At 73.7% G+C, this 26,246-nt stretch carries 24 protein-coding genes and 1 tRNA gene; 15 read left to right on the top strand and 10 right to left on the bottom strand.

Annotated features, from left to right (window positions below; translation table 11 throughout):
- Entirely contained in the window at positions 1-945 is a 945-nt protein-coding gene (gene pdxS, locus NR072_RS01915; RefSeq protein WP_122054694.1) for a pyridoxal 5'-phosphate synthase lyase subunit PdxS, read from the top strand.
- Positions 942-1,598, top strand: a complete 657-nt coding sequence (gene pdxT / locus NR072_RS01910) for a pyridoxal 5'-phosphate synthase glutaminase subunit PdxT (protein ID WP_041102621.1) — start codon at positions 942-944, stop codon at positions 1,596-1,598. Before pdxS ends, pdxT begins: the two co-directional genes overlap by 4 nt.
- On the opposite strand, the gene ald is transcribed toward pdxT, so the two are convergent.
- Positions 1,570-2,712: an alanine dehydrogenase gene (ald, locus tag NR072_RS01905; protein ID WP_122054692.1), complete on the bottom strand. Its 1,143-nt coding sequence runs from the start codon at positions 2,710-2,712 to the stop codon at positions 1,570-1,572. The genes pdxT and ald overlap by 29 nt on opposite strands.
- Before the next feature lie 105 nt (positions 2,713-2,817).
- On the opposite strand from ald, the gene NR072_RS01900 reads away from it, so the two are divergent.
- Positions 2,818-3,315: a DUF456 domain-containing protein gene (locus NR072_RS01900; RefSeq protein WP_036339666.1), complete on the top strand. Its 498-nt coding sequence runs from the start codon at positions 2,818-2,820 to the stop codon at positions 3,313-3,315.
- 55 nt (positions 3,316-3,370) lie between these two features.
- On the opposite strand, the gene NR072_RS01895 is transcribed toward NR072_RS01900, so the two are convergent.
- Together NR072_RS01895 and NR072_RS01890 are read right to left on the bottom strand one after the other, a co-directional pair.
- Positions 3,371-4,099 (bottom strand): FadR/GntR family transcriptional regulator, encoded by a 729-nt coding sequence (locus NR072_RS01895; protein WP_036313468.1) that lies wholly within the window; start codon positions 4,097-4,099, stop codon positions 3,371-3,373.
- Between the two features lie 79 nt (positions 4,100-4,178).
- Positions 4,179-5,840 (bottom strand): L-lactate permease, encoded by a 1,662-nt coding sequence (locus tag NR072_RS01890; RefSeq protein WP_063188601.1) that lies wholly within the window; start codon positions 5,838-5,840, stop codon positions 4,179-4,181.
- A 201-nt stretch (positions 5,841-6,041) separates the two neighbouring features.
- Between NR072_RS01890 and NR072_RS01885 the strand changes: the two genes are divergently transcribed.
- Genes NR072_RS01885 through NR072_RS01875 form a run of 3 tightly spaced genes read left to right on the top strand, consistent with a single transcriptional unit; the run spans position 6,042 to position 9,234 of the window.
- Positions 6,042-6,905 (top strand): (Fe-S)-binding protein, encoded by an 864-nt coding sequence (locus NR072_RS01885; RefSeq protein ID WP_135019274.1) that lies wholly within the window; start codon positions 6,042-6,044, stop codon positions 6,903-6,905.
- Positions 6,902-8,542: a LutB/LldF family L-lactate oxidation iron-sulfur protein gene (locus NR072_RS01880; RefSeq protein WP_256835957.1), complete on the top strand. Its 1,641-nt coding sequence runs from the start codon at positions 6,902-6,904 to the stop codon at positions 8,540-8,542. Before NR072_RS01885 ends, NR072_RS01880 begins: the two co-directional genes overlap by 4 nt.
- Positions 8,539-9,234 carry an LUD domain-containing protein gene (locus NR072_RS01875; RefSeq protein ID WP_044658796.1) on the top strand — a complete coding sequence of 232 codons (696 nt, stop codon included), beginning with the start codon at positions 8,539-8,541 and terminating at the stop codon, positions 9,232-9,234. The genes NR072_RS01880 and NR072_RS01875 overlap by 4 nt, the downstream gene beginning before the upstream one ends.
- Positions 9,235-9,266: 32 nt before the next feature.
- On the opposite strand, the gene NR072_RS01870 is transcribed toward NR072_RS01875, so the two are convergent.
- Genes NR072_RS01870 through NR072_RS01860 form a run of 3 tightly spaced genes read right to left on the bottom strand, consistent with a single transcriptional unit; the run spans position 9,267 to position 11,357 of the window.
- On the bottom strand, positions 9,267-9,476 hold the full coding sequence (locus tag NR072_RS01870) for a DUF2871 domain-containing protein (protein ID WP_256835956.1): 210 nt from the start codon (positions 9,474-9,476) through the stop codon (positions 9,267-9,269).
- Between the two features lie 21 nt (positions 9,477-9,497).
- Positions 9,498-9,626 carry a putative transporter small subunit gene (locus NR072_RS01865; protein WP_210411798.1) on the bottom strand — a complete coding sequence of 43 codons (129 nt, stop codon included), beginning with the start codon at positions 9,624-9,626 and terminating at the stop codon, positions 9,498-9,500.
- 33 nt (positions 9,627-9,659) lie between these two features.
- A complete protein-coding gene (locus NR072_RS01860) occupies positions 9,660-11,357 on the bottom strand; it encodes a sodium:solute symporter family protein (RefSeq protein WP_256835954.1) in 1,698 nt (565 codons plus the stop codon).
- A 352-nt stretch (positions 11,358-11,709) separates the two neighbouring features.
- Between NR072_RS01860 and NR072_RS01855 the strand changes: the two genes are divergently transcribed.
- The 4 genes from NR072_RS01855 (at position 11,710) to NR072_RS01840 (ending at position 14,682) form a co-directional block, all read left to right on the top strand.
- Positions 11,710-12,111, top strand: coding sequence for a VanZ family protein (locus NR072_RS01855; RefSeq protein WP_256835953.1), 402 nt, complete (start codon positions 11,710-11,712; stop codon positions 12,109-12,111).
- A 34-nt stretch (positions 12,112-12,145) separates the two neighbouring features.
- A tRNA-Ala gene (locus NR072_RS01850) sits at positions 12,146-12,218 on the top strand.
- 245 nt (positions 12,219-12,463) lie between these two features.
- Positions 12,464-13,591 (top strand): glycosyltransferase, encoded by a 1,128-nt coding sequence (locus tag NR072_RS01845; RefSeq protein WP_256835951.1) that lies wholly within the window; start codon positions 12,464-12,466, stop codon positions 13,589-13,591.
- Complete coding sequence (locus NR072_RS01840; protein WP_256835950.1) at positions 13,591-14,682, top strand: glycosyl transferase; 1,092 nt, start codon at positions 13,591-13,593, stop codon at positions 14,680-14,682. The genes NR072_RS01845 and NR072_RS01840 overlap by 1 nt, the downstream gene beginning before the upstream one ends.
- A 35-nt stretch (positions 14,683-14,717) precedes the next feature.
- On the opposite strand, the gene NR072_RS01835 is transcribed toward NR072_RS01840, so the two are convergent.
- Positions 14,718-16,724 carry a glycosyltransferase gene (locus tag NR072_RS01835; protein WP_256835949.1) on the bottom strand — a complete coding sequence of 669 codons (2,007 nt, stop codon included), beginning with the start codon at positions 16,722-16,724 and terminating at the stop codon, positions 14,718-14,720.
- 164 nt (positions 16,725-16,888) lie between these two features.
- On the opposite strand from NR072_RS01835, the gene NR072_RS01830 reads away from it, so the two are divergent.
- The 4 genes from NR072_RS01830 (at position 16,889) to NR072_RS01815 (ending at position 21,808) form a co-directional block, all read left to right on the top strand.
- A complete protein-coding gene (locus tag NR072_RS01830; RefSeq protein WP_256835948.1) occupies positions 16,889-18,001 on the top strand; it encodes a hypothetical protein in 1,113 nt (370 codons plus the stop codon).
- Positions 17,998-19,377, top strand: coding sequence for a glycosyltransferase (locus NR072_RS01825; RefSeq protein WP_230956251.1), 1,380 nt, complete (start codon positions 17,998-18,000; stop codon positions 19,375-19,377). Before NR072_RS01830 ends, NR072_RS01825 begins: the two co-directional genes overlap by 4 nt.
- 183 nt (positions 19,378-19,560) lie before the next feature.
- The gene (locus NR072_RS01820; protein ID WP_256835947.1) at positions 19,561-20,514 is read left to right on the top strand and encodes a WcbI family polysaccharide biosynthesis putative acetyltransferase; all 954 of its coding nucleotides are present in this window, start codon (positions 19,561-19,563) and stop codon (positions 20,512-20,514) included.
- 112 nt (positions 20,515-20,626) lie between these two features.
- A complete protein-coding gene (locus NR072_RS01815; RefSeq protein ID WP_256835946.1) occupies positions 20,627-21,808 on the top strand; it encodes an FAD/NAD(P)-binding oxidoreductase in 1,182 nt (393 codons plus the stop codon).
- Between the two features lie 170 nt (positions 21,809-21,978).
- Here the strand turns inward: NR072_RS01815 and NR072_RS01810 are convergent, their stop codons facing one another.
- On the bottom strand, positions 21,979-22,740 hold the full coding sequence (locus NR072_RS01810; protein ID WP_256835945.1) for an OBAP family protein: 762 nt from the start codon (positions 22,738-22,740) through the stop codon (positions 21,979-21,981).
- A 328-nt stretch (positions 22,741-23,068) separates the two neighbouring features.
- On the opposite strand from NR072_RS01810, the gene NR072_RS01805 reads away from it, so the two are divergent.
- Positions 23,069-23,344 carry a DUF1540 domain-containing protein gene (locus NR072_RS01805; RefSeq protein ID WP_041102637.1) on the top strand — a complete coding sequence of 92 codons (276 nt, stop codon included), beginning with the start codon at positions 23,069-23,071 and terminating at the stop codon, positions 23,342-23,344.
- 9 nt (positions 23,345-23,353) lie between these two features.
- Here the strand turns inward: NR072_RS01805 and NR072_RS01800 are convergent, their stop codons facing one another.
- Both NR072_RS01800 and NR072_RS01795 read right to left on the bottom strand, forming a co-directional pair.
- A complete protein-coding gene (locus tag NR072_RS01800) occupies positions 23,354-24,181 on the bottom strand; it encodes a hypothetical protein (RefSeq protein WP_101967488.1) in 828 nt (275 codons plus the stop codon).
- A 195-nt stretch (positions 24,182-24,376) separates the two neighbouring features.
- Positions 24,377-26,149, bottom strand: coding sequence for a DNA/RNA helicase domain-containing protein (locus tag NR072_RS01795; protein WP_256835944.1), 1,773 nt, complete (start codon positions 26,147-26,149; stop codon positions 24,377-24,379).
- Positions 26,150-26,246 lie beyond the last annotated feature (97 nt).

Genomic DNA, 26,246 nt, shown 5'->3' with positions numbered 1-26,246 from the left:
ATGAGCGACGAGCGCGCCCGCAACTTCTCCGCCTCCACCGCCTCCGCCGCCGACGACGGCGCCCGCGGCACCGGCACGACCCGCGTCAAGCGCGGCCTGGCGGACATGATGAAGGGCGGCGTGATCATGGACGTCGTCAACGCGGAGCAGGCGCGCATCGCCGAGGATGCCGGCGCCGTGGCCGTCATGGCGCTCGAGCGGGTCCCGGCCGACATCCGCGCCCAGGGCGGCGTGGCCCGCATGTCCGACCCCGACCTGATCGACGGCATCGTCGAGGCCGTGTCCATCCCCGTGATGGCCAAGGCGCGCATCGGCCACTTCGTGGAGGCCCAGGTGCTGCAGGCGCTCAAGGTGGACTTCATCGACGAGTCCGAGGTGCTCTCCCCGGCGGACTACGTGAACCACATCGACAAGTGGGACTTCGACGTGCCCTTCGTGTGCGGCGCCACCAACCTCGGCGAGGCCCTGCGCCGCATCACCGAGGGCGCGGCCATGATCCGGTCCAAGGGCGAGGCCGGCACCGGCGACGTCTCCGAGGCCGTGAAGCACATCCGCACCATCCGCAAGGAGATCGCCCAGCTCCAGGGCCTGGCCCAGGATGAGCTGTACGTGGCCGCGAAGGAGCTGCAGGCGCCGTACGAGCTGGTGCGCGAGGTCGCCGAGACCGGCACCCTGCCCGTCGTGATGTTCACCGCCGGCGGTGTGGCCACCCCGGCCGACGCGGCCCTGATGATGCAGATGGGCGCCGACGGCGTGTTCGTGGGCTCCGGCATCTTCAAGTCCGGCAACCCGGCCGAGCGCGCCCGCGCCATCGTCAAGGCCACCGCCCAGTTCGACGACCCGATGGCGGTCGCCGAGGCCTCCCGCGGCCTGGGCGAGGCCATGGTGGGCATCAACGTGGGCGACCTGCCCGCCCCGCACCGCCTGGCCGAGCGCGGCTGGTGAGTCCACAGAAGACCGTCGGCGTGTTCGCCCTCCAGGGCGACGTGCGGGAGCACGTGCACGTGCTCGAGGCCCTCGGCGCGCGCACGCGCCCGGTGCGCCGCCCCGCGGACCTCGAGGGTCTGGACGGCATCGTGCTGCCCGGCGGCGAGTCCTCCGTGATGGACCGCCTCGCCCGGATTATGGGGCTGAAGGACCCGCTCATCGCCGCCCTCCGCGACGGCCTGCCCGCCTACGGCACGTGCGCGGGGCTGATCATGCTGGCCCGGGAGATCCGCAACCCGGCGCCGGATCAGGGCGGGCTCGGCGTGCTGGACGTGGCCGTGCGGCGCAACGCCTTCGGCGCGCAGGTCGACTCGTTCGAGGAGGACCTGGACATCCCCGCGGTCGCGGCGGAGCCGGTGCACGCTGTGTTCATCCGCGCCCCCGCCGTCCTCCAGGCGGGGGAGGGCGTCGAGGTCCTGGCGAGCGTGCCGACGTCGCGTCTGTCCGTGCCCGCGGCGGACCCGGGGCTCGACGGCGACGCGCGGCTGCCCGTGGCCGTGCGGCAGGGCCACCTGCTCGCCACGGCCTTCCACCCCGAGGTGACCGGCGACTGGTCCTTCCACCGGGCGTTCCTCGCGGGGCTCAGGCCTCCGCGAGCACCTCGGAGGTGACGCGGACGTCCTTCTGGGGGTCCAGGCCGAGCTCGTCGGCCACGGCCGTGGCGACGGAGGGCAGGGTGAGCGCGCCGTCGTGGGCGTTGAGGCCCCCGGCGAAGCCCTCGTCCGCGGCCAGCGCCGCACGCCATCCGAGGTCGGCGATGCGCTTGATGTAGGGCAGCGTCGCGTTGGTCAGGGCCGAGGTGGAGGTCTGGGGCACGGCGCCGGGCATGTTGGAGACGCAGTAGTAGATCTTGTCCCCCACGAGGTACGTCGGGTCCTGGTGGGTGGTGGCCCGCGAGTTCTCGAAGCAGCCGCCCTGGTCGATCGCGATGTCCACCAGCACCGAGCCGGGCCGCATGGACTCCACCATCTCGGCGGTCACCAGCTTCGGGGCCGCGGCGCCGGGGATCAGCACGGAGCCGATCACGAGGTCCGCGTCCGCCACGGTCTCACCGATGTTCAGGTGGGACGAGGCCAGCGTGCGGATCCGGCCCTGGTGGACGGCGTCCAGCTGCGCGAGCCGCTCGAGGGAGATGTCCAGGACGGTCACGTCCGCGCCCATGCCCGCGGCGATCACGGCCGCCGCCTCGCCGGCCACCCCTCCGCCGATCACGGCCACCCGGGCGCGGCGGGTGCCGGGCACGCCGCCCATCAGCACGCCCGAGCCGCCCTGCGGCTGGAGGAGGTGGTAGGCGCCCGCGGCGGGGGCCAGGCGGCCGGCCACCTGGCTCATGGGGGCCAGCAGCGGCAGGGAGCGGCCGCGGGTGACCGTCTCGTAGGCGATCGCCGTCGTGCCGGCGTCCAGGATCGCCCGCGTGCACGCGGGGGAGGCGGCCAGGTGCAGATAGGTGAAGAGGACCTGGCCGCGGCGCAGGCGACCGTACTCCTCCGGCTGCGGCTCCTTGACCTTGAGGACCAGCTCGGCGCGCTCCCAGAGCTCGTCGACGTCGTCGACCAGCTCGGCGCCGGCGTCGCGGTAGTCCTGGTCCGAGGCGCCGGAGCCGACGCCGGCCCCCGACTGCACGAGGACCTGGTGGCCCGCGCGCACCAGCTCCTGGACCCCGCCCTGCGTCAGGGCCACACGGAACTCGTTGTTCTTCACTTCGGTGGGCACGGCGACCAACATGCGGCGAATCTAGCCCATCCGGCACGTTCCAGCGAGGGCGCGGGGGCCGCTGCGCGATCGCCCATGCATACGTCACCGCGGTGCCCGTCCCGTCATACTGGTGCGGTGACTCCCGCGCTGATCTCCCTCGTGGCCGTGCTCCTGCTCCTGGTGGGGCTGGTGGGCACCGTGTACCCCGTCCTGCCCGGCTCGCTGCTCAACCTCGTGACGGCTCTCGGCTGGGCCGCGCTGCTGGGCTCCCCCGCGTCCTGGACGTTCGGCGTCATCGCGGCCGGTCTCGCCGTGGCGGGGCTGAGCGCGTCCGCGGTGCTGACCGGCCGACGGCTGCGACGTGAACGCGTCACCCGCGGCCCGATCCTGTGGGGGGTGGCCGGCGCCGCCGTCGGGTTCTTCGTGATCCCGGTGGTAGGGCTGTTCCTCGGCTTCGCCGTCGGCCTGTTCGCCTCCCAGTGGGCCCGCACCCGGGACGCCCGGGCCGCGCTCAGCAGCTCGATCGGCGCGCTCACGGCCATGGGCATGGGCATGCTCGTGGAGTTCTGCTGTGCGCTGGGCTCGCTGACCGCCGTGGGCGTGGGCGCCCTGGTGCACGGCGTCACCGCCTGAACCGCCGGAGCCGTCCGTCCGGCGGGACCCCGCGCGCGCCGGACCCTTCGCCGGCTCAGCCGCCGGCGGGCACCCTGCCGGTCTGGGCGAGGGCGGCGAAGCCGAGGACGTGCTCCCGCAGCTCCTGCGCGGCCGCCCGGCCGTCCCCGGCGGCGGAGGCGGCGAGGATCCGCCGATGGTCGGCCTGCAGGCCGGCGCGCACGGCGGGCCAGTCGGACAGCCCGGCCACGGTCTCGGTCACGTAGCCGATGGTCGCCTGGCGCAGGGAGTCCAGCATCATCGCCGTCACGACGTTCCCGCCCAGGGTGGCCAGCCGCACATGGAACTCGGTGTCGAGCAGGTGGAAGTCCTCTTCCGGCAGCGCGGGGTCGTCCATCCGGTCCAGCAGGGTTTCCACCTCGGCCAGGACGGCGACGCTCTCGGGGTCGCCGGAGGTGGCGGCGGCCGCCTGCGCCGCATCGGTCTCGAGGAGCACGCGCGCGGCGACGACGTCGGCCATCGGCAGGGACCGGGTGGCGATGTGCAGGCGCAGCGCCCAGCCCAGCGCCGCGGACGGCTCGGAGACGACGACGGCGCCCGAGTTCGGCCCGGAGCCGGCGCTGGCGCGGATCAGGCCCATGGCCTCGAGCATCCGGGTGGCCTCCCGCACGGACGCCCGGGAGATGCCGAAGCGTTCGGCCAGGGTGCGTTCGCCGGGCAGCTTGTCCCCCACGACCACGGCGCCGGAGCGCAGCTCGGCCTCGAGCCAGTCGAGCACGATGGTGTAGGCGGGGGCAGCGGTCATGGACGGACCTTCCGAGGGGGCGGGGCGGCGACCGTCCATCCTACCGATGGACGCCGCCCCGCTCGGGTGGTGCAGGCGGTCAGCCCGCCGCCGGCAGCATCCACGCCAGCACGTTGGACTGCAGGTACACGAGCGTGCACACCGCCAGCAGGAGCACGAGCGACCACACCACCACGCGGCGCAGGATCTCGGACTCCCGGCCCTCCATGCCGACCGCCGTCGCGGCGATCGCCAGGGACTGCGGGGAGATCATCTTGCCCACGACGCCGCCGGAGGTGTTGGCGGCCACCAGCAGGGCCGGATCGGCGCCGATGTTCGTGGCGGCGGTCTGCTGCAGGGTGGAGAACAGGGCGTTCGCGGAGGTGTCCGAGCCGGTCACGGCGGTGCCGAGCCAGCCGAGCACCGGGGACAGGAACACGAAGGCCGCGCCCAGGCCGGCCACCCACGTGCCCATGGCGACCGTCTGGCCCGAGAAGTTCATGACGTAGGCCAGGGAGAGCACGATCACGATCGTCAGGGCGGACCAGCGCATGCGGGCGAAGCAGCGGCCGATCTCGGCGAGCGCGTTCCCCACCGAGAGCGGGAACCGGCCGTCGTGGTCGAACCGGGAGTAGACCACGGCCATGATCAGGCCGGCGATCAGCAGCAGCGTGCCGGGGGAGGCCAGCCACTCGAACTTGTACACGGTGCTCGCCAGGGGCGCGCCGGAGGCGTCGACGAGGTGCCCGTCGAGCCCGGGCCACGGGATCTTGGCGGTGGCGGAGTTCAGGGCCGCGGTGATCGAGGGGACCAGCTTGGCCAGGGCGAACACGGCCACGACCACGATGTAGGGCAGCACGGCCATGAAGATCCGGCCGGGGGTGAGGTCCTGCGCCGCCGCGCGGGCGGGGGCGTCGAGGCGCTGGCGGGCCTCCTCGGCGCCCCGCGGCCGCCAGAAGCGCAGCAGCAGGACGGCGGCGGCGAGGGAGACCAGGGAGGCCACGACGTCGGTGAGCTCGTAGGAGAAGTAGGTCGAGGCCAGCCAGATGGCGACGGCGAAGCTCGCGCCGATCACGATCAGTGCCGGCCACGTCTGCCGCACGCCGCGCAGCCCGTCGATGATGAACACGAGCAGGAACGGCACGAACACGGCCACGAACGGGGCCTGGTGGCCGACGATCGCGCCGATGTGCGAGGCGGGGATGCCGGTGAGCGTGCCGGCGGTGGTGATGGGGGTGCCCACGGCGCCGAAGGCCACGGGCGCGGTGTTCGCCAGCAGCACGGCGGTGGCCGCCCGCAGCGGGGGCACACCCAGGCCGAGCACCATGGTGGCCGTGATGGCCACGGGGGCGCCGAAGCCGGCGAGGGCCTCGAGCAGGCCGCCGAAGCAGAACGCGATGAGCACGGCCTGGATGCGGATGTCTCCGCCGCCGAGCGAGTCGAAGATCGCGCGCATGTCGTCGAATCGCCCGGAGAGCACGGTGACCTGGTAGAACCACAGCGCCATCACGACGATCCAGACGATCGGGAACAGGCCGAAGGTCGCTCCCTGGGCGGCGGCCAGCGCCGCCAGGTGGGCCGGCATGTGGAAGCCCAGCACGGCCACGAGCAGGGCCACCACGAGGGCGGCGAGGCCCGACTGCCAGGCCTTGAGGCGCAGACCGAGGAGGGTGGCGAAGAACGTCAGCAGGGGCAGGACGCCGAGCGCGGCGGAGAGCGCGACGCTGCCGGCGGCATCGGGGGTGGGGGTGAAGGTGTGCACGGGGGTCTCCCGGTGGGCGAGGGGACGGGGCGGGATCCGGTCGGGCCGGTGATGGTCGGACCACTGTGGTCAGACCAAGGAGCGTACTGTGAGGGCGGTCACCTCGCAAGCGGCTGGCATGATATGGTCTGACCACTACGGCACCCGTGTGCTGCCGCACCGCACGGCGCCCCAGGCGCCCCGTCCGGAACGGAGACCGGCATGAGAATCGCCCTGTTCGCCACATGCATCGTGGACGCGATGTACCCCAAGGTGGCCCTCGCCACCGTCCGCATCCTCGAGCGGCTCGGCCATGAGGTGGTCTTCCCGCCCGGCCAGGTCTGCTGCTCGCAGATGCACGTCAACAGCGGATACATGGAGGACGCCCTCCCCGTCGTGCGCAACCACGTCCGCACCTTCATGAAGGCCGACTACGACCTCGCCGTCGCCCCCTCCGCCTCCTGCGTGGCCTCGCTCGGCCACCAGCAGCCGGACGTCGCCCGCTCCGGCGGGGACGAGGGGCTGGCCCGCGACGCCGAGGTCGTCGCCTCCCGCACCCTCGAGCTGTCCCAGCTGCTCACGGACGTCCTCGGGGTGACGGACGCCGCGGCCCAGCTCGGCTCCTGGTTCCCGCACACCGTGACCTACCACCCCTCCTGCCACGGCATGCGCCTGCTGCGCCTGGGCTCGCGCCAGGAGGACCTGCTGCGCACCGTCGCGGACATCGACCTGCGCCCGCTGCCGGACGCCGAGGAGTGCTGCGGCTTCGGCGGCACCTTCTCCCTGAAGAACCCGGACGTCTCCGCCGCCATCGCGGAGGAGAAGATCGAGAAGGTCACCGCGTCCGGCGCCTCCCTCTGCACGGGCGGCGACGTCTCCTGTCTGCTCCACCTGGACGGGGCCATGCACCGTCGTGAGGCGCGCGGCCAGGACGGCCGCCCGCTGCGTACCGTGCACCTCGCCGAGATCCTCGCGGCCACCCGGGAGAACCCGCTCGAGGTCGACGGCCCCGTCGAACTGTCCATCCCCGCGTCCGCCGGCGTCCGCCGCGGACCGTCCGCCCGTGTTGAGGAGGCCCGCCGATGAGCACCGCACCCACCCGCGTGCGCCTGGGAATGCCCACCGTCCGCCCCGTCCACGGTGAGGGCGAGATCCTGCTGAAGACCCCGTTCCCCGAGTCTTCCCGCGAGCAGCTGGGGAACGGCCAGATGCGCGCCAACATCCGCCGGGCCACCCACACCATCCGTGCCAAGCGTGCCGGCGTCGTCGAGGAGCTGCCGGACTGGCAGGAGCTGCGCGCCGCCGGCTCCGCGCTGAAGCAGTCCGTCATGGCGGACCTGCCCGCGCTCCTCGAGCGGCTCGAGTCCGAGGTCACCGCGCGCGGCGGCGTCGTGCACTGGGCCCGGGACGCGGCCGAGGCCAACCGCATCATCACGGAGCTCGTCACCGCCAAGGGCGTGGACGAGGTGATCAAGGTCAAGTCCATGGCCACCCAGGAGATCGGCCTGGACGCCGCGCTCGAGCATGCCGGCGTGGCCGCCGTCGAGACGGACCTGGCCGAGCTCATCGTCCAGCTCGGCCACGACCGGCCCAGCCACATCCTCGTCCCGGCGATCCACCGCAACCGCGAGGAGATCCGGGACATCTTCCGCCGGGAGATGCCGGAGACGGACGAGAGCCTCACCTCCGAGCCGGCCGACCTGGCCGAGGCCGCACGCCGGCACCTGCGCGAGAAGTTCCTGAGCACGAAGGTGGCGATCTCCGGGGCGAACTTCGGCGTCGCCGAGACGGGCACGCTCTCCGTCGTCGAGTCGGAGGGCAACGGCCGCATGTGCCTGACCCTGCCGGAGACGCTGATCACCGTGATGGGCATCGAGAAGCTCGTGCCCACCTTCGAGGACCTCGAGGTGTTCCTGCAGCTGCTGCCGCGCTCGTCCACGGGCGAGCGGATGAACCCGTACACCTCCATGTGGACGGGCGTCACCGAGGGCGACGGTCCCCAGGAGTTCCACCTGGTCCTGCTGGACAACGGCCGCTCCGCGGTGCTGTCCGACCCGAAGGGCCGTTCCGCGCTGCACTGCATCCGCTGCTCGGCGTGCATGAACGTGTGCCCCGTGTACGAGCAGACCGGCGGCCACGCCTACGGCTCGGTCTACCCGGGCCCGATCGGCGCGATCCTCTCCCCGCAGCTCACCGGTGTGGACGCGGGGGAGAACGGCACCCTGCCCTACGCCTCCACGCTGTGCGGGGCGTGCTACGACGTGTGCCCCGTGGCCATCGACATCCCCTCGATCCTCATCCACCTCCGGGACGAGGACGTGCAGGCCACCCACGCCGCCCGGAAGGCCCTGCGCACGGACGAGGACGCCGCCGCCGGCCCCCTGGCCCGCGCCAAGGCGGCGGTGGAGTCCGTCACGCCCTCGCAGATGGACGTGGCGATGAAGGGCGCCTCCGTGGTGATGTCCTCGGGTCGGCGCATGTCGCTGGCCGAGCGGGGCCTGGGGCTGGGCCGGGTCGCGGCCGGGCCGGACCGGGTGCTCGGCTGGCTGCCGGGCATCGCCGGCGGGTGGACCGACGAGCGTGACGTGCCGGCGCCCCCGCGGGAGTCCTTCCGCAACTGGTGGGCCCGCCACAAGGATGAGACCGAGCACCGGACCGCCCTGGACGGCGTCGCCGGGCTGGACCGGCCGGAGGACGAGCACGTCGAGGAGGGCGGACGATGAGCGAGGCGAAGGCCGAGATCCTGCGGCGCATCCGCGAGGCGACGGCGGACGGGCCGGTCGCGGACCCGGTGCAGCGCACCTACCGGCGGACCTCCTCCCGGGACCGGGCCGAGGTGGTGGAGATGCTGCGTGACCGGCTGATCGACTACCGGGCCTCCGTGCGGGACGAGACCGAGGAGACGGTGGCCGCGGCCATCGCCGAGCTGCTCGGCCCGGACGCCCGGTACGTGGTGCCGGCCGGTCTGGAGCCTGACTGGCTCCCCGCGGACTCGCGCGGGGCCGGCCGGGAGCGCATCACGGAGCCCGCGGTGGGTCACACGGGGGAGCGGGCCGCGGTCCGCGGCGCCCACGACGGCGAGCGCGAGCCCCTCAGCGTGGACGCGCTGAACGAGGTGGACGCGGTGGTGACGTCCTCGACGGTCTCCTGCGCGGAGACCGGGACGATCTTCCTCAGCGGCCGCCCGGACGAGGGCCGCCGGGCGATCACCCTGGTCCCGGACCACCACGTGTGCATCGTGCCGCTGGACTCCGTGGTGGAGCTCTTCCCGGAGGCGCTGGCCCGCGTGGAGGCGACGGCGCCGATCACCATGATCTCCGGTCCCTCGGCCACGAGCGACATCGAGCTCGAGCGCGTCGAAGGCGTGCACGGGCCGCGCCGCCTGGACGTGATCCTGCTCGACCGCGCTCGCTGACGCGGGCGCGGTCGGGCAGGGGAGCGAGCGGGTCAGGCCCCCTCGACGACGGCGTCGCCGCCGCGGACCGTCTCGAGGCGGGCCTGACGCTCGTGGATGCCGCTGTACAGGGCCACGAACAGCAGCGCGAGGCCGGCGGTCACGAGCATGTGGCCGAGCCCGGCGATGCCCGGGATGGCGGCCGAGGTCTCGGCGGGGGTCAGGCGGACGACCGCGTCGAGGGCGAGGACCACCAGGGTCACGGGCCGCCCCCGGCGGATGCCTCAGATGATCGAGCGGCCCTCGCGGCGGGCCGCGGCCCAGTCGGCGAAGAAGCCGCGGGCGATCGAGACGAGGACGGCCAGCACGAGGACGGGCCACATCAGGACGTACAGGGTGAGACCGACGGTCACGCGGATGCTCCTTACGGGTCGGTGGAGGGGGGATCAGGACACGGAGGCCGAGACGCGCTCGACCTGCGGCAGGTCCTCGGTCGCGGGGTCGAAGTCGCCGGTCACGCGCGCGATCCGGTCGAAGTCGAAGTCCTGGCCGGACCGGACGGACAGCCCCCAGCACACGAGGAAGGACACGGCGTAGGCCACGAGCGAGCCCGTGAGGGTGGCGTAGTCCCGCAGGAAGCCGTAGCCGAGGAACAGCATCACGACCGAGGCGATCGCGCCGACCACGACCGCCGGACGCAGGCCGAAGAAGCCGAAGCACATGATGCCCAGCACGACGCCCACGCCGAGGATCGCGAGGGTCTCCACCACGAATGCCCAGGCGCCCTCGATCGGGATCCACTCGAAGCGCACGGGCAGGAACACGGCCAGCGCGGCGAGCACGGACACCGTGAACGCGACGTTGGTGATCCTGCCCCAGTAGAAGGACGCGATCACGGGGAACACGAGGCAGCCCCACAGGGCGCCCACGAAGACCAGCAGGTCGAGGATGTCGAACTTGGCGGTGGCGAAGTACAGGGCCGCCGCCGTCGCCACGATCATGGTGATGCGGCCGATCAGCAGCATGGTCTTCGGGTCGGCGTTCTGGCGGCCGACCGACTGGCCGTAGACGTCCGTCATCACGATCGACGAGAGGGCGGACAGGTCCGAGTCGGCGGTGGAGGACAGCGAGCCGATGATCATCAGGAACGCCAGGGCCACGAGCGCCAGCGGCAGGTGGTCGGCGACCATCTGCGGCAGGAGGTTGTTGACGTCGCCGTCGAGCGGCTCGGCGCCCAGGTAGAGCGCCATGACGCCGAGCATGCCGACGCCGATCACGGTGCCGCCGTAGCCGAGGGTGGCCGTGACGAAGGTGGGCTTGATGAGGTCCTCACGCACGGCGAAGAGGCGCTGGGCGATGGTCTGGTTGCCGATCGCGTAGGCCAGCACGGCGGCGATGTACGGCGCCCCCTGGTTCATGAACGCCTCGGAGGAGAAGAAGCTCTGCTGCTGGGCCGTGACGTGGCCGGCCTCGACGCCGGCCTGGAACATGCCCGGGCCGCCCGCGGCGAAGAACACGGCGGGGATGATGATGACGGTCGCGCCGAGCATGGCCATCACCTGGGCGAAGTCGGTGAGCACGGAGGCGCGGAAGCCGGACCACAGGGTGTACAGCAGCACGCCCGCGGCCACGATCAGGATGCCCGCGCCGAAGGACAGCGGGGACAGCAGGGAGATCAGGGCGCCGCCGGCGATGAAGTTGGAGGTCAGGGAGATGACGGAGCCGAGCACGTTGGAGCCGGCCAGCATGAGCTGCGACGAGCGGCCGTGCCGGGCGTACATGACCTCGGCGAGGGTGTGGGCGCGCGGCGCGACCGCGCGGATGCGGCGGCCGAACGGGTAGATGAACAGGATCATCAGGGCGCCCCAGAGGCCGTAGTGGAGGGGGCCGGAGACGCCGTACGTGTAGCCGGCGGTCACGGAGGCGTACATGGAGGCGGCCCAGATCCAGGTGGCCGTCATGGAGGCGGCGGACACGCCGAAGCCGATCTGATTGCCGGCCGTCATGTAGGCGTCGGCGTTCTCCTTCTTCTTGGAGATGGCCACGGACATGATCATGGTCCCGCCGTAGAACAGCGCGACGAGCAGGATCACCCCGATCACGCCGAGCTGGGTCAGGGATGCTGCGTCCTGGGAGGGCGGCATCGGACTTCCTTTCGCACGAGTGACTGTGGACGTCCCGATCCCCCGGCGCGGTCCGGTCAGGGCACGGCTCCGCAGGGCGGAAGGTGGCGTACCGATCACGTCGCGGCCAGGGGGCCGGGGAGGTGGAGGGCATCCCGCCGGGTCCCGAGTCCACGAACGGCGAGCTCTCTGCTCAAGCCATCGCGGTCCCTCGGCCCTGGGCGGCGCTGTCAACACCGGCATCCTGGCGGAACGAGCCCACCCGGATGGGGTGATCATCACATGATCGGAGCAAGAATGGCAAAATCAGAGACCCTTTTGACTGCCGTGAGGAACATGAGTGCGCGGTGCAGAAGCACGACAGAATGGGCGGATGACCGTTCCCCCCGGCTCCCCGACCACCTCCGCTTCCCGACGACGGCGCCGCGCCCTGACGGCGGCGCTGGCCGTCGCCGTCGTGGTGCAGCTGGTGGTGCTGTACCTGCCGGGCGAGCAGGTGCCGCAGGCCGGATTCGCCGTGCCGGGGCTGGACAAGGCGATCCACGCGGCGGTGTTCGCGCTGCCCTCGTGCCTCGCCGTGTGGCGCGGGCGGAGTGCGTGGTGGGCGCTGCCGTTCGCGGTGCACGCGCCGGTGAGCGAGCTCGTGCAGCACGCGTGGGTGCCGCTGCGGACGGGGGACCCGGTGGATGTCGTCGCGGATCTGGCGGGTGTGGTGCTCGGCGTGGTCGCCGCGCGGCGTCGCCGGATTGGAGGATCGGGGGCGGCGGGCGTATGATGGTCCGGTGCGCTCCCGCGGGAGGGCATGACCTGGGGCTATAGCTCAGTTGGTAGAGCGTTTCGTTCGCAATGAAAAGGTCAGGGGTTCAATTCCCCTTAGCTCCACGGACCGTCCCGGTCCGCGATCCTCGAGGTCGCGGGCCGGGACTTTCTCGTGACGGGGGCGTGTGCGCCCGCCCTGCCCTCATCCCGGGAGGGGGGCCGGTGCTTCCGGGGGGACCCCCCGGGTGTCTACAGTGCCGGGGTACGTCAGCGCGGACGTGATGTGGTCGTCTCACCGCAGGTCAGTCGCGCTTCTGCCGCCCCGCACGGGGCCGTTCGGCCCGGCCCGGGCCGGGAAGGGGTCGCCGATGCGCATCAGCGTGCTCACCCACATGCTCCACCCCATCCGTTCGCCCTACGAGGGCGGGCTGGAGATGCACACGGCCATGACCGTGGAGCACCTCGTGCGCCGGGGCCACGACGTCACCGTCTACGCGCGGGAGGGCACCCGGCTGCCGGGCGACGTCGTCGCCGTGCTGCCCGCCGAGGGCGCCGGCCCGGGCCGCGCGGGCGCCCGCGTGCGCGAGGAGGCCGCCCGCCGGGCCTGCGCGCTGATCCTCGACGACGACTCCGACGCCGTCCTGAACAACTCCCTCTCCCCGGCGCCGCTCGAGCTGCTGCGCGCCCGCCCCATGGTCACCGTCCTGCACACGCCGGCCACGCTGGCGGAGGTGCTGGCCGTCGTCGACGCCCCGGACTGGACGGCCCCCGACCACCACCGGTGGGCCTCGGTGTCCGCGTCGAACGCGCTGGCCTGGCAGCACCGGTTGCCGCGGGTGGACGTGGTGCCCAACGGGATCGAGCTGCACCACTGGGTCTCCGACGCCGTCCCCGTGCGTGGCCGCGCCGTGTGGTCGGGCCGGATCACGGCGGAGAAGGGTCTGCACGTGGCGATCGACGCCGCCCGGATCGCGGGCATGGAGCTGCACTTCGCCGGGCCGATCTCGGACGAGGAGTACCACGCCCGGGAGGTCGTGCCGCGGCTCGGCCCGGACACCGTCTACCACGGCCACCTCGACCACCAGACGCTGCCGCACATGCTCGCCACGGGCGAGGTCTTCCTGGCCACGCCCCTGTGGGCCGAGCCGTTCGGGCTCGCCGTGGTCGAGGCCATGGCGCTCGGCGTGCCGGTGGCCGCGCTGCTCAGCGGCGCGATGGGGGAGATCGTCGCCCCGCAGGCCGGCGCGCTGGCCGTGCACCACACGGCGCAGGAGCTCGCGGTCTCGATCCGCCATGCCCGCCGCAAGGACCGGGGACGCGTGCGTGCGTGGGCCTGCCGGTTCAGCGCGGAGACCATGGTGGAGGGCTACGTGGACCTGCTCGAGCAGGCCGCCGAGGACGCCCGCGATCTCGCCGCCGCCGAGGACGCGTACGGGTTGGATCCCCAGGAGGCCCCGCGCTCGTCCGCCGAGGCGGCGGACCTGGAGTCCCTCTGATGGCCCCGGCCCGCAGGCGGGTCCTCTACTACGCCCACCAGCACGGGGCGGGACACCTGCGGCACGCCGCCGGCCTGGCGTCGACCGGGGCGTTCGACGTGACGGTCGTGACCGCCCACCCCCGGGCGGCCGAACTGCTGCCCGCGGACGTCCCCGTCATCCCGCTGCCCTCGGACCTCGTGCCCGGCCACGAGCAGCCCGCGCGCTCGCCCCTGCACTGGTCCCCGGTGGGGCCCGAGATCCGGGCGCGCTTCGACGCCCTCCACGCGGCGGCGCGGCGGGTGGACCCGGACGTGTGCGTGGTGGACGTGTCCGTGGAGGCGGCCCTGTTCCTGCGCCTGGCGGGCTGGCCCGTGCTGCACCGCCGCATGCACGGCGAGCGCACCGACCCCGCGCACGCCCTCGTCTACGCCGAGGCCGACGGCCTCTTCGCCCACTACGCCGCCGAGCTCGAGGTCCCCGCCTGGCGCGCCGCCCACGCGGACCGGGTCACCTACCTCGGGGTCGCGGACGTCACCGGCCGGCTCGGCACCCGTGCCACGACGACGTCGCCCGCCGGCGGCGCCCCGCGCGTCGCCGTGATCGCCGGCACGGGCGGCGGCGGGGTGCGGGCCGCGGACCTGGCCCGGGCGGCGTCCGCCGTGCCGGAGGCGACGTGGGAGGTGTACGGCCCGATCGCCGGGGTGGGCGAGCCGGAGGCGCCGGGCGGGCTCGCGGCGGAGGCGATGCCCGCCACCGTGACGCTGCACGGCTGGGTCCAGGCGCCGGCCCGCCGGGCCGCGGACGCCGACGTCGTGGTGGTCTCGGCCGGGCACAACGCCGTGGTGGACGCCGCCCGCTCCGGCCGCCCCGTGGTGCTCGCCCCCGAGCCGCGGCCGTTCGACGAGCAGCGCGTGTTCGTCCGCGAGATCCACCGGGCCGCGGGCGTGCCGTGGTGCGCGTGGGAGGACCCGGACGCCGACTGGGCCGGCGCGGTGCGCGGCGCGCTCGCCGACCCGGCCGCCGCCGACCGGCTGGCGGACCTGCTGCTCGTGGCGCCGGACGAGTACCGGCGGCGCTGGGAGGCGGCGATCGAGGGCGCCCTGGGCTGAGTCCGGCCCGCGCTCGCCCCCGGGCGTCGGGGCACTCAGTACGCGGCGTCGTCGCGGCGGGCGGCCGTCAGCTCCGCCTCCGTGGGGTGACGCAGCAGCTCGAGCCGCTCGCCCTCGGGGTCCCACGCGATCAGCCCCGCGTCCGCGAACGCGCGCAGCCACCCCTCCATGGCCCATCGGCCGTGCACCTGCCGGAAGCGGCGGGCGTTGACCAGGATGTCCTCGAGGTGGTGCAGCGGCGGGGTCATCACGCCGTGGTGCTGGTGGAACGCCTCGGCGGGGCTGAACCGCAGCGTCAGGCCGGCGTCGCGGGCGCGGAAGGCCAGGTCCGTGTCCTCGGCGCCGTAGCCGGTGAAGCCCGCGTCGAAACCGCCGATGCGGGCCAGGTCCGCGCGCCGCAGCGCCAGGATCAGCGTCCACACGAGGTGCCACTCGTCCGAGGGCCCGGCGGTCAGGTGCGCGCGCGCCCGGTGGGGCACGGAGAGGCGGCGCAGCAGGGCGTCGGCGCGCTGCGAGGTCAGGTCGGCCTCCCCGACGTCGCGGGTCCAGCCCGGCCGCAGGTAGCGGGGCCGGCCCATCACCACGGACCCGGGGTGGGCCGCGACCTCGGTGGCCAGCACGCCGACGGTCTCGGCCGCCGGGATGCAGTCCACGTCGAGGAAGACGAGGATCTCGCCGGTGGCGAGCTCGGCGGCACGGTTGCGGGCCTGCGCCAGGGGCAGGCCCGCCTCGGCGGCCACGTGCCCCACGGTGACGGGCAGGTCCGTGGCCGGGACGCGCCCGTCCGGCTGGCCCATGAACACCACGACCACCTGGTCCGGGCGGCGGTGGGAGCGTTCCAGCCCGGCGATCACGCGGGCCAGGTGCTCGTCCCGGTGCCCCGTGATGACCAGCACGGACACGCCCGGCAACGCTCCGCGCGCCCGGGCGAGGGCCTCGCGGTAGACCGCCACGTGGGCGGCGGCCACGCGACGACGCTGCCGGGCCCGGGCGGCGGGATCGGCGGGGGCCGTGCGCTCCCGGGCGCGCACCAGCGTCTCGAGCGCGTCGGCGAGGGAGTCGGGATCCTCCGGGTCGAACGCGGCGAGCGAGTCGGGGGTCAACCAGGCGCCGGACTGGTCCGCGATGTGCCCGATGTCCGCGACGGCCACCGGCACCCCCAGGTCCCGGCACATCTCCACCCAGCCCGAGTGGGTGCCGATGCGGTACGGCAGCACGGACACGTCCACGTCGCGCAGCAGCGCGTGCAGGGCGGGGTCGTCGAGCCGGTCGTGCTGCCACAGCTCGAAGCCGTGGTGGGCGCAGCCCGCGCGCAGCGCGGCCAGGGCGTCCTCGTCCTGCACGGTGTCCTGGACCTCCACGGTCACCCGCGCGTCGACGCCGCGGTCGGCCAGCGTCGCGACGGCGGCGGCGAGCACCGGCAGCAGCGCCACCGGGGCCACCTGGGCGCGCAGGTCCTTGGCGTGCACCAGCAGGCGGGCGGGGGCGGCCGCGCCGTCGCCGTCGTCGGACGCGTCGGGGGGCAGCGCGCCGGGCGCCCCGCCGGGGGCGTCGTCGTCACCCCGCGCCGCGAGGTCCTCGAGCGGGACGATGTGCGGGTGGGGGACCACGAGGGCGCGCACGCCGTAGTCGCGGGCGAGGGTCGCCGCGGCGCCGGGGGTGAGCGTGAGCACGGCGTCCGCGCGGCCCAGCAGCACGGCCAGGCGGTCCCGGTGGGGGCCCTGGTCCGTCAGGTGCGGGTTCTCGAGGTCGTGCACGGTCACGACGACGGCGCCCCCGTGCGCGTGCTGCGCGTCCAGGGCGGCGGCCAGCTGGGCGGGGCTGAAGTGCTCGAAGCCGAAGTGCACGTGCAGCACGTCCGGGCGGTGCTCGGCCAGCCACTCCGCGCGCAGGGCCCGGGGCGGCCACCACTGGTGCGCGGGCGCGCCCGGCACCGGCGGGTCCGGCAGGAACTCCACGTCCGGCGCGGCGCCCGGGTCGAGGGGGCGGATCGCGCGGGTGTACGGGTGCTGCGCGGGCACGTGCTGGACGGTGATGCTCACGGGGGAGGGCCTCCTGACCTGGGGATGCGATGCCGCGCGGGCGGCGTGTCCCCGTCCCGGGTCGGGGGTCGCGGAATCTAGTCTGTCAGGGCAGGATCGGAGAATCGGAGCAGCGGCATCCTGCCCGTTCCGGCGCGCCGCCGCGTCGAGGAGCGCCGCCGCAGGTGAAGGGGATCGTGGACGTGGACTCGCAGCCGCAGGGACGTGTGCTGTACGTGACCGTGGGCGCGCCGGAGCACGGCGTGGTGCGCCATGGCCGGCAGACCGCCGCCGCCCTCCGTCGGGTGGGCGCCGAGGTGGAGCTGCTCACGGCGGAGGACGTCGCGGCGTTCCGGGGCCTCGTGCCCCTGCTGGAGGAGGCGCGCGCGCTGGGCGCCGCCGTGCACCTGGACGTCACGGACGCGCTGTTCGGCCCCACCGCGACCGCCGCCGCGGACCTGCTCGTCGACGTCCTGCCCGAGGGCACCACGCTCACCCTGCACGACATCCCGCAGCCCGCCGAGGGCGACGGCCGCTACCGCCGCCGCGGCGAGGCATACGCGCGGCTCGCCCAGGCGGTGGACGGCGTCGTGGTCTCCTCGCAGCACGAGCGGGCGCTGCTGGCGGACCTGGTGGACGTGGCCGCGGACGTGGTCCCGCTGCCCGTGGAGGACCGCCGGGCCGCGGCCGCCCGCGCCGAGCCGGTGGTGCCGGAGAGCATGGCCGGCCTCGACCGGGACCTCGTGCTCTTCGGCTTCGTCTACCCGGGCAAGGGGCACGCCCTCGCCCTGGAGGCCCTCACCGAGCTGCACCGCCAGTGGGGCCCGGACTCCGGGGCGCCGCGCCGGCTGACGGCGCTCGGACCCGTCAGCGCCGGGCATGACGACCTCGTGGCGGAGCTGACCCGCGACGCCGAGGCGCGCGGCCTGGAGTTCCGCGTCACCGGGTTCGTGCCGGACGAGTTCGCGGACGCGGCCCTGCTCTCGGCGGGCATCCCGTTCGCGGCGCACCGCAACGTGTCCGCGTCCGGGTCCCTGGCGGCGTGGACCTCGGTGGGGCGGCGGGCCATCGCCTCCGCCGGCCGCTACACGGAGGAGATGGCGCGCCTGCGACCGGGCACCCTGCGGCTCGTGCACCCGAACGGGTCGCCGGCCTTCGCGATGGCCGAGGCGATCGCCGAGGCGGTCGAGGCCCCCGAGCGCACGTGGCTGGGCCCCGGCGTGGACCTCTCGCCCGGGGCCGAGGACTGCGCGCGGATGCTCTTCGACGTGCTCCGCCGCGTGCACAGGTGGACGTGAGCGCCGCCGTCTCCGTGGTGGTGCCCTACTACCGGGCCCAGGCGGACCTCGACCGGCTCACGGCCGCGCTCGCGGCCCAGCGCGGCCTGACCGGCGGGCTGCAGCTCGTGGTGGCCGACGACGGCTCGCCCGTCCCGCCCCGGGTGGACCCGGGCCTGCCGTTCGACGTGGTGACCGTGCGCCAGCCGGACCGCGGGTTCCGCGCCTCGGCGGCCCGGGCGCTCGGGGCGGAGGCGGCCGACGGCGACGTGCTCGCCTTCCTCGACGGGGACATGCTCCCCGAGCCCGGGTACCTCGCCGCGGCCCTGGCGGCGGTGGCCGAGGCGCCCCGGGACGCCGCGGTGGTGGGCCGGCGGCGGCACCTGGCCGAGGCCTGGCTGGAACGGGCCTGGGCGCACGGATGGCGGCCCGGGCACGAGGTGCCCGCGGACGCCCGCCTGGCCGAGCCGGCCTGGCTGCGCGAGGGGTACCGCGCCACGGACGACCTGCGCCGCGCCGACTCCACCGGCTACCGGTACGTCATCTCGGCCGTGCTCACGGTGGCGCGCGAGGTCTACGAGGACGCGGGCGGCTTCGACCCCGCCTTCGTGGGCTACGGCGGGGAGGACTGGGAGCTGGCGCACCGGCTGTGGCGCGTGGGGGCGGCCCTGCGCCACGCGCCGGACGCCGTGGCGTGGCAGGCCGGCGCCGACTTCGGCGGGCGCGGCGACGCCGCCGAGGCCGCCCGGGTGAAGGCCCGCGAGGCGCTCGTGCTGGCCTCCCGCATCCCCGCGACGACGGCCCGCGGTCACGGCCTCTCCCTGGCCGGCCCGCTGCGGGTCGAGGCGCGCGTGCGTGTGCCGGAGGGCACAGACGGCGCGGCGGCGGCCGTGGTGGCGGTGGACGCCGTGCTGCGCGCGGCACCGGGGGCGCGGGTCGGCGTCGTGGGCGGCCTCGACGAGGCGGCGGCGCGGGCGCTCGGCGACCCCCGCGTGCGGCTGCTGGGCGAGCCCGACGGCGGCGCGGCGGCGGGCGAGGACCTGCCGCCGACGCCGGCGCGCGGCGACCTCGACGCCGTGCGGTCGGTGCCCGACTGGTCCGTGGACGTGCACGTGCCGCTGCGGCCCGCCGCGGCCGGAGCCCGGCCTGACGCGGACGCCGTCGCCGCGTGGCTGCTGCGCCTGGAACGGGCCGGCGTCGAGCGCGTGGAGGTGCTGGGTGAGCCGGCCGAGCCGGGCGAGCGGGCCGTGCTCGCCGTGCTGACGTGTGCGCGGGCGCGGTGGCGGCACCGGCGGGGCGGGACGGCGCGGGTGTGGCGGGTGCCCGCCTCCCGGCTGGGCTGGGCGCCCGTGGCCGCCGTGCCGGACCTCGAGGCGTGGTGGGGCGGCTGGGGCTGAGCGGGCCGGTGCCCGCGGGGCGGGGCTGGCACAATCGCGGACAGGACGGAACACGGGAGGACCGATGAGCGAGCTGGACGAGCTGGACTTCGCGGCGCTCTCCGCGTTCCTGGCCTGGTGGTTCGGGAAGACGGGCGTCGACTGGATCCGGCGCGAGGACGGCTGAGGAGAGAGGACGCAGGCGTGCACGAGGACGAGGGACGACGCCGGCACTACGGGCACTTCTACGGGCTCGAGGACCTGCCCGAGGACGACCTGCTGCTGGTGTGGGGCAACTGCCAGGGCGAGTCGTATCGGCGGCTGCTCGGCGGGGAGCCCGGCACACCGCTGCACGGGGCGGACCTGGTGAGCGTGCGCGTGCCGCCCGCCTTCGAGGCCCAGCCGGACGAGGTCGCGCACCTGGAGCGGCTGCTGCCGCGCGTGAAGGCGCTCGTCACCCAGCCGATCCCGCACGACTACCGGGGCATGCCCATCGGCACGGACCAGCTCGTGGCCCGGCTGCCCGAGGACGCCGCCGTGGTGCGGATCCCCGTGGTGTACGACGTCTCGCGCTTCCCCTGGCAGGTCACCCTCCGCAACTGGAAGTTCGCGCCCGGGGCGGCCGAGCGGCCGGGGGAGGACCCGCCCGTCGTGCCGTACCACGACCTGCGCGTGCTGGCCGAGGCGGCGACGGGCCGTCGTCGGGAGGTGGCGCCGGCGGCGATCCGCGAGGCCGCGGCCGCGTCCGTGCAGGCGCTGCGGGCGAGGGAGGAGGCGAAGGGGACGCTGTCCATGGCGGATCTGGTGGCGGCGGAGCGGGGCGTCGGCTTCTACACCGTGAACCACCCGACCAACACACTGCTGACCCGCGTGGCCGAGCGCGTGGCCGAGCGCCTGCCGGGCGATGTCGCCGTCCAGCCCGTGCCCGCCTCCCGCGTGCTCCTCGGCGGGGTGCGCGCGCCCCTCGAGGCGGCCGTGGTGGAGGCCCTCGACCTCGACGCCGAGCCGACCGAGGACTGGACCGTGGCCGGACAGACCGTTCCGGCCGAGCAGCTGCGACAGACCCACCTGGACTGGTACGCGCAGAACCCGCAGGCCGTGGAGGTGGGGCTGCGCAAGTACGCCGACCAGCTGCGGCTGCTGGGCCTTACGGGCTAGCGCCGGCTCCGGCCCCCAGTGGAGGATGGGCGGCACGTCCCGTCTGCCGCGGAGCACGTCTGCGGGGGCGGACGTACCGTTCCTTTGACCCCGTCACCCCACGGAGGACCACGTGACAGAGCAGTACGACATCCTGATCGTCGGTGGCGGCAACGCCGGCGTGTCCTTGGCCGCCGCACTGCGGCGGAAGCGGCAGGGCCGGGTCGCCATCGCCGACGGCCACCAGCTGCACCGCTACCGGCCGATGCTGAACTACGCGGCGGGCGGGCAGGCGGACATGGCCCGGTTCGAACGGCCGATGCGGGCCGTCATCCCGGACGGGGTCGAATGGATCCCGGACCACGTCGTGGCCGTGGACGCCGAGGAACGGACCGCGGTGACGAGCACCGGGCTGACCGTGGGCTTCCGCCACTTCGTGCTCTGCCCGGGGCTGACCCCGTGGTGGGGTGCGATCGACGGGCTGCGTGAGGCCTACGCCGCCGGATGGGCGGCGAGTGCGCACGTGCCCGAGCACGTGGACGCCGCCCGGGCGCTGCTGTCGCGTGTGGCCGCGGGGGACCGTGTGGTGGCGAATGTGCCGGCTGAGCCCTCCTCGTGCGGCGGCACCGTGCTCAAGGCGCTGTTCCTGGCCTGCGCGGCGTGGGAGCGCACGGGGATCCTGCCGGACGTGGACGTCCACCTGGTGACCCCGTACGGCCGGATCCTGGACCGGCAGACCATCGACCCCGCTCTGGCCGAGGCCGTGGCGAGGTACGGCATCCATGTGCACGCCGGCGCAGAGGTGAACGCCGTGGACCACGAGGCCCGCGAGGTGGTGCTCAACACCGGTGAGCGGATCACCGACGTCGCGGCCGCGTACATCACGCCCGTGGTGCGGGCCCCGGAGTTCATCGCCGAGGCAGGCCTGGCGGACGACGGCGAGGCCGGCCTGGCGGCCGTGGATCCCGCGACCCTGCGGCATCCCGTGCACCCGCACGTGTGGGCGCTGGGCGACGCCGCCGCCCTGGGCACACGGCCCTCCGGCGGAGCCCTGCGCCGGCAGGTCAAGATCCTGACCCAGAACATCCAGGCCGCGGACGCGGGGAAGCCGCTCCAGAAGTACGACGGCTACACCGTGATCCCCGTGATGGTCAGCCGGGACGAGCTGGTCCTGGACGAGCACGTCCGCGACGGCTCCGAGGACCGGTCGATCCCCGGCGTGGACCTGACGAAGCCGCGGAAGAGCACGGCGGTCTTCGACCGCTTCGGCCAGCCCCGGATCTACTGGCACCGACTGCTCAAGGGGAAGGTCTGAGCCCAGCGTTCCCGCTGACGTGACACGTGCGGCGAACGTGCTGTCCCTCGCGGGGCGCCCCCGCCCGATCCGGATGACGGCGCCGGCCCGCCGAGCGTTTTCGTTCGGGAAACGGCGGCGTGTCGCACCGTTTTCGTTCGGGAAACGGCGCCCTGCCGACGACGCCGGCCTCAGTCGTCGCGGCCCCGCACCGGGCGCTCCTCGAGCGTGGTCTGCACGACCCGCCCGCGCTCCCAGCTGTTCGCCCCCGGCACCACGTCCGGGACCGGGATGTCCGCGCGGTTGCGCCGCTTGGCCGCGGTGTCCACGCCCACGCGCTCGTCCCGGGCGCGCAGGAGGGCCTCGTCCACCTGGTCGTCGCCGGTGAGGCCCATCATCAGCTGGGGGATGCCGTACGGGAAGTCGTCCCGGTCGTACTGCCAGGTGTGGAACGTCTTCCCGTAGGTGTGGATGAGGTCTTCGAAGTAACTGTGCTCGGCCAGCTCGGGCACCCCGGGGGCGGTGAGGGCGCCGGAGCTCACCTCGTAGTGGTGGCTGTGCCACAGGCGCCGCTCCTCGTCGGGGAGGCTGCGGAACCGCTCCTCGCTGATGATGTACTCGATGCCGATCAGCCGTGCGTCCGGCGCGTTGCGGTCGAAGATCACGCACTGGTGCAGGTCGTGGCGCAGGTGGATGCAGAAGTGGCTGGCTTCGACCTGTCGGCCGAGGTCGTCGGCGTAGAAGTGCAGTCCGTTGAGATAGGTGCTCATCGCGCCCATGGGGTACTTCGGCTGGACCAGGCCGGATGCCGCGTCCAGGAGGCGGTGCTTGAGCGGGTGGCCCTTCCCGACGGCGCCCATGAGGGCGATCTTGCGGGCTGCGGTGACAGCGGCCGCGGTGCCCAGTCCGGCGGCGAACCCGAGGGCGGTGGAGGACGGGCGATGGGTGCTCATGGCCTCACGCTAGGAGCACGGGGCGGACTCGGCCAGGGTGGTGGGGCTGCCGGGGCTGCTCAGGAGGCGGGGACGGGGGAATCTTCTGCGCATCTGACCCTTCTGAGTGGGCGCGTGGTCGCCAGAAGGGCCAGAGATGCAGAAGATTCCGGGCGGCCGGCGGGCACGACGTCGGTCCATACGACACGCGACAATGCGCAAAATACATTTGCGCTAATCTTCTATTAACTAAGGATCGCCCCTCTTGTGCTATTCGTGAGCGGGAGTAATCTCGATTCCAGCAGCACCGTCCCGGCCCGGGGCGGTCCCGAACCGGGAGGATCACGCCATGACCACCGCCGTCCGCACCTGCGCCGCCAGCGCCTGCGCCTTCAACGCCGAGTCGTCCTGCAACGCCCTGGCCATCACCGTCGCCGGCTCCGACCGCACGCCCGGCTGCGGCACCTTCGTCCAGCTGGACGTCCGCCGCCCGGTGACCGAGGGCGCCTCGACCGTCGGTGCGTGCCACCGCCTCGAGTGCACCTACAACGCCGACCTCGCCTGCACCGCCGAGGGCATCGAGGTCACGGACGTGGCCACCTGCGCCACCTACACGATCGACTGACGCCGCCCCTCAGGGGTGGGCGACCCGCGCCGGGATCGCGTCCAGCAGTCGCCGCCAGGCGTGCCGGGGGCTGTGGTCGAGTCGGCCTGCACCGGGCAGGGCCACGTGCACCGCGGTGGTCTCGCCGTCGCGGATGCGGAGCAGGGTCACCCCGGCTTCGTCCGCGTCGAGGGCGTGGGCGGGGGACTCGGGCAGGGGTTCGGTGCCGACCTGCAACGGGGTGCTCTCGCCCGGCAGCAGGCCCAGGGCGACGGCGTCGGCCAGGTCCGCGAGCACCTCGGGGGCGGTGCCCAGCACGTCGTCCGCCAGGTCTGCGAGCTCAGCCTGGTCGACGAGTCCGCGCGACGTGAGCGGCAGGGTGTGGCGGCAGAACACGGCGACGCCGTCGACGTCGTGCAGCAGGATCCGCTGGGTCTCGACGACGCCCACGCGCACCCGCGGGCCGACGTCGGCCACGAGGTCCGCGACGCGACCGCGCAGCCCCAGCTCCGCGACCTCGGCCGAGTCCCGGCACCAGCGCAGGGTGCCGAGCAGATGCACGGACGCCAGGCGGGTGGGGAGCGTGAGGTCCAGGGCGTCGCGCAGGACGTCCACGCGCACGTCCAGCGGCGCGGGCGTGTGGAACGCGCCGAGCGAACCGAGGAGGTTGGGGACGTGGGCGACCACGAGGCGGCCGTCCGCGCTCACGCCGTGGACGGCCGTCGTGAGCGTCTCGCCGGCGCGGAAGGCCGTGACCTCGACGGAGCCCTCGCCGCGGAGCAGCCGCTGGGCCAGCAGCAGACGACGGGGCGCCACGGGCGGCAGCGGATGGGCGGGGTGCGTGGAGGCGTGGGCCATGGGGGTCCTTCCGGCGGGGGTCCGAGAACCAGTAAGGCACACCTCAGTGATATACGCAAGGCGAGTGTTGTGTATTTGTCGCACACGGGGCGGTGGGGCGTGTGTCAGGGATCGTCTGCGCATCTGACCCTTCTCGGCGGCCGTGGCGGGGCCAGAAGGGTCAGGTGCGCAGAAGATTCCCGAGGGTAGGGGCTGTCACTCCCGGGTCCGCTGCCGGGATCGGCGGAGCTCCTCAGCACGACGACGGGCCTGCTCGAGGTCGTCCGTGGAGGGAATGAACTCGACCTCGGCCGTGTGGCCGACATCGACGGTGCGCAGGACCTCGCCCGGGCGGCCACCCGGAGGGATGCCGAAGGGCGCCGACGTCACGTCGGGCCCGCTGATGCCGGGGAACCAGCGGGCGAACTGCTCCCGGAGACCCGCGTCCACGACGTACAGGTAGGTCCCGCGGACGCCGCGGGTCAGGAGCACGTTGTAGATGTTGATGACGTACTCGCGCAGGTCCTCGTCCGAGTAGGTGCGGCTGAGGTAGCCGTTGTTCTTCTTGCCGCCCGTGTCCGCATAGTCGGCACGGGAGAAGACCACCCGCTGGGCCGTGTCGTCCCACTGCAGGTCGGGGCCGATGACGACCCCGGCGTAGTTGAGGTCGTATCCCTGGAGGGTATGGATGGAGCCGATCTCGTCCAGTGAACCGGGGGAGTCGACCCAGTCGGTGTCGGCGACGTTCCACGGCAGCCGTACCCCGTCGAGCTCGATGTCCCAGTCCGGCTTCGACGGATTCGTGCGGAAGCCCTTGCTCTGCCACTTCCAAGCGAACCCGGCGGCAAGACGGGCGAGCGTGAACTCGGTGTCGCGCGCACGGATCGCCTCGCGCATCGCGCCGAAGTCCGTGAACATGCGCAGGTCGTACTCGCCCAGATCCGGGGCCGGAGGGTGCTCGCCTCGGAGGAGTTTGCCGAAGAAGTCGACGTATGAATCGGATGCCTTGACTCGGAGCTGTGACACCAGCGCGTGATGCCGGTGCTCGGCGTGCGCCCGCGCGAGGAGGGCGTCCATCGTCGCGGCGTCGAGGTCGGCCGGACGCACCGTCTGGCGCGGGTCCACGAGCAGGACGACGTCCCTGGCCTGCTGGGTGATCCAGTCGAGCTGGGTGTGGGAGACGTCGTCGTCGCCGAAGAGGCGCTGGTTGATGGCCGTGTACTTGTTGTTGAGGGCGCCGTTGGACTGCGCCGAGCGCAGACCGAGGCGGTGGGCCTCGTCAACGATCAGGATGTCGTAGCGCTCCTCGGCGTCTCCGACGTTCCACACGGACAGCACCATGGACGGGTGCAGCCCCGGCGTCCGGCGGAAGACACGCTTGAGGGACTGGCGGAGGGACTGCTGCGGCACGACGATCCCGATGCGCAGACCACGGCCTTCGGTGCCGCGCAGCAGGGCGTTCCGGTTGGCGTGGGTGAACAGGTCGAAGAAGTCGTGGTCGGAGCTGAGATCCACCTCGACGTCCTCCTCCGTGAGGTTGGCGAGGTCCACGAGCAGTTTCGTTAGGAACACGCCCACCACCGTCTTGCCGGTGCCGGGGCCGCCCTGAATGACGAGCGGGCCGCGATCGACGTCGTCATCGGCGACGAGCAGCTGGACGATGTGCCGCAGCGATGCCTCCTGCTCCGGCGTGAGCACCTTGAAGGGCGAGAGCTTGAACAGGGTGCTGTTGAGGATCTGCTCGCGGGAGCGGCTGAACACCTTCTCCGCCCGCAGCCGCTCGAAGATGTCCGCGAACATCTCCTGGTAGCGCGTGCGGTCGTAGTAGTCCGACTCCGTCATGCCGGCGTTGCGGTTCAGGACCTCGCGGGCGCCGTCGCCGCTGAGCATCTGGATGAGGTAGCGCTCCAGGTCCAGGGCGGCGGACTTGTTGAACTCGTCATGGAGCACCACGCGCATCGTCGTCAGGCGGGCCTTGCGCGGGTCCATGTGGTGCTGTCCTCGTCGGGCGACGACGTTCGTCGTCTCGCCGAGGGCGTGTCAACTTGTCTGTGTAAGCGGGGTGGTCACAGGTAGGGGTTGATCC

Origin of the sequence: Micrococcus sp. Mcc89, from assembly GCF_024519795.1 — a bacterium.
Taxonomy (GTDB): Bacteria; Actinomycetota; Actinomycetes; order Actinomycetales; family Micrococcaceae; genus Micrococcus; species Micrococcus luteus.
The sequence above is the reverse complement of the archived record's forward strand: the minus strand, read 5'-3'. Positions and strand labels throughout refer to the sequence as shown.

Excerpts from the sequence above, each read along its gene's own strand:
- pdxS (WP_122054694.1), top strand. The coding sequence starts at position 1 with ATGAGCGACGAGCGCGCCCGCAACTTCTCCGCCTCCACCGCCTCCGCC.
- ald (WP_122054692.1), bottom strand. The coding sequence starts at position 2,712 with ATGTTGGTCGCCGTGCCCACCGAAGTGAAGAACAACGAGTTCCGTGTG.
- NR072_RS01895 (WP_036313468.1), bottom strand. The coding sequence starts at position 4,099 with ATGACCGCTGCCCCCGCCTACACCATCGTGCTCGACTGGCTCGAGGCC.
- NR072_RS01885 (WP_135019274.1), top strand. The coding sequence starts at position 6,042 with ATGAGAATCGCCCTGTTCGCCACATGCATCGTGGACGCGATGTACCCC.
- NR072_RS01880 (WP_256835957.1), top strand. The coding sequence starts at position 6,902 with ATGAGCACCGCACCCACCCGCGTGCGCCTGGGAATGCCCACCGTCCGC.
- NR072_RS01875 (WP_044658796.1), top strand. The coding sequence starts at position 8,539 with ATGAGCGAGGCGAAGGCCGAGATCCTGCGGCGCATCCGCGAGGCGACG.
- NR072_RS01860 (WP_256835954.1), bottom strand. The coding sequence starts at position 11,357 with ATGCCGCCCTCCCAGGACGCAGCATCCCTGACCCAGCTCGGCGTGATC.
- NR072_RS01855 (WP_256835953.1), top strand. The coding sequence starts at position 11,710 with ATGACCGTTCCCCCCGGCTCCCCGACCACCTCCGCTTCCCGACGACGG.
- NR072_RS01845 (WP_256835951.1), top strand. The coding sequence starts at position 12,464 with ATGCGCATCAGCGTGCTCACCCACATGCTCCACCCCATCCGTTCGCCC.
- NR072_RS01840 (WP_256835950.1), top strand. The coding sequence starts at position 13,591 with ATGGCCCCGGCCCGCAGGCGGGTCCTCTACTACGCCCACCAGCACGGG.
- NR072_RS01810 (WP_256835945.1), bottom strand. The coding sequence starts at position 22,740 with ATGAGCACCCATCGCCCGTCCTCCACCGCCCTCGGGTTCGCCGCCGGA.
- NR072_RS01805 (WP_041102637.1), top strand. The coding sequence starts at position 23,069 with ATGACCACCGCCGTCCGCACCTGCGCCGCCAGCGCCTGCGCCTTCAAC.
- NR072_RS01800 (WP_101967488.1), bottom strand. The coding sequence starts at position 24,181 with ATGGCCCACGCCTCCACGCACCCCGCCCATCCGCTGCCGCCCGTGGCG.
- NR072_RS01795 (WP_256835944.1), bottom strand. The coding sequence starts at position 26,149 with ATGGACCCGCGCAAGGCCCGCCTGACGACGATGCGCGTGGTGCTCCAT.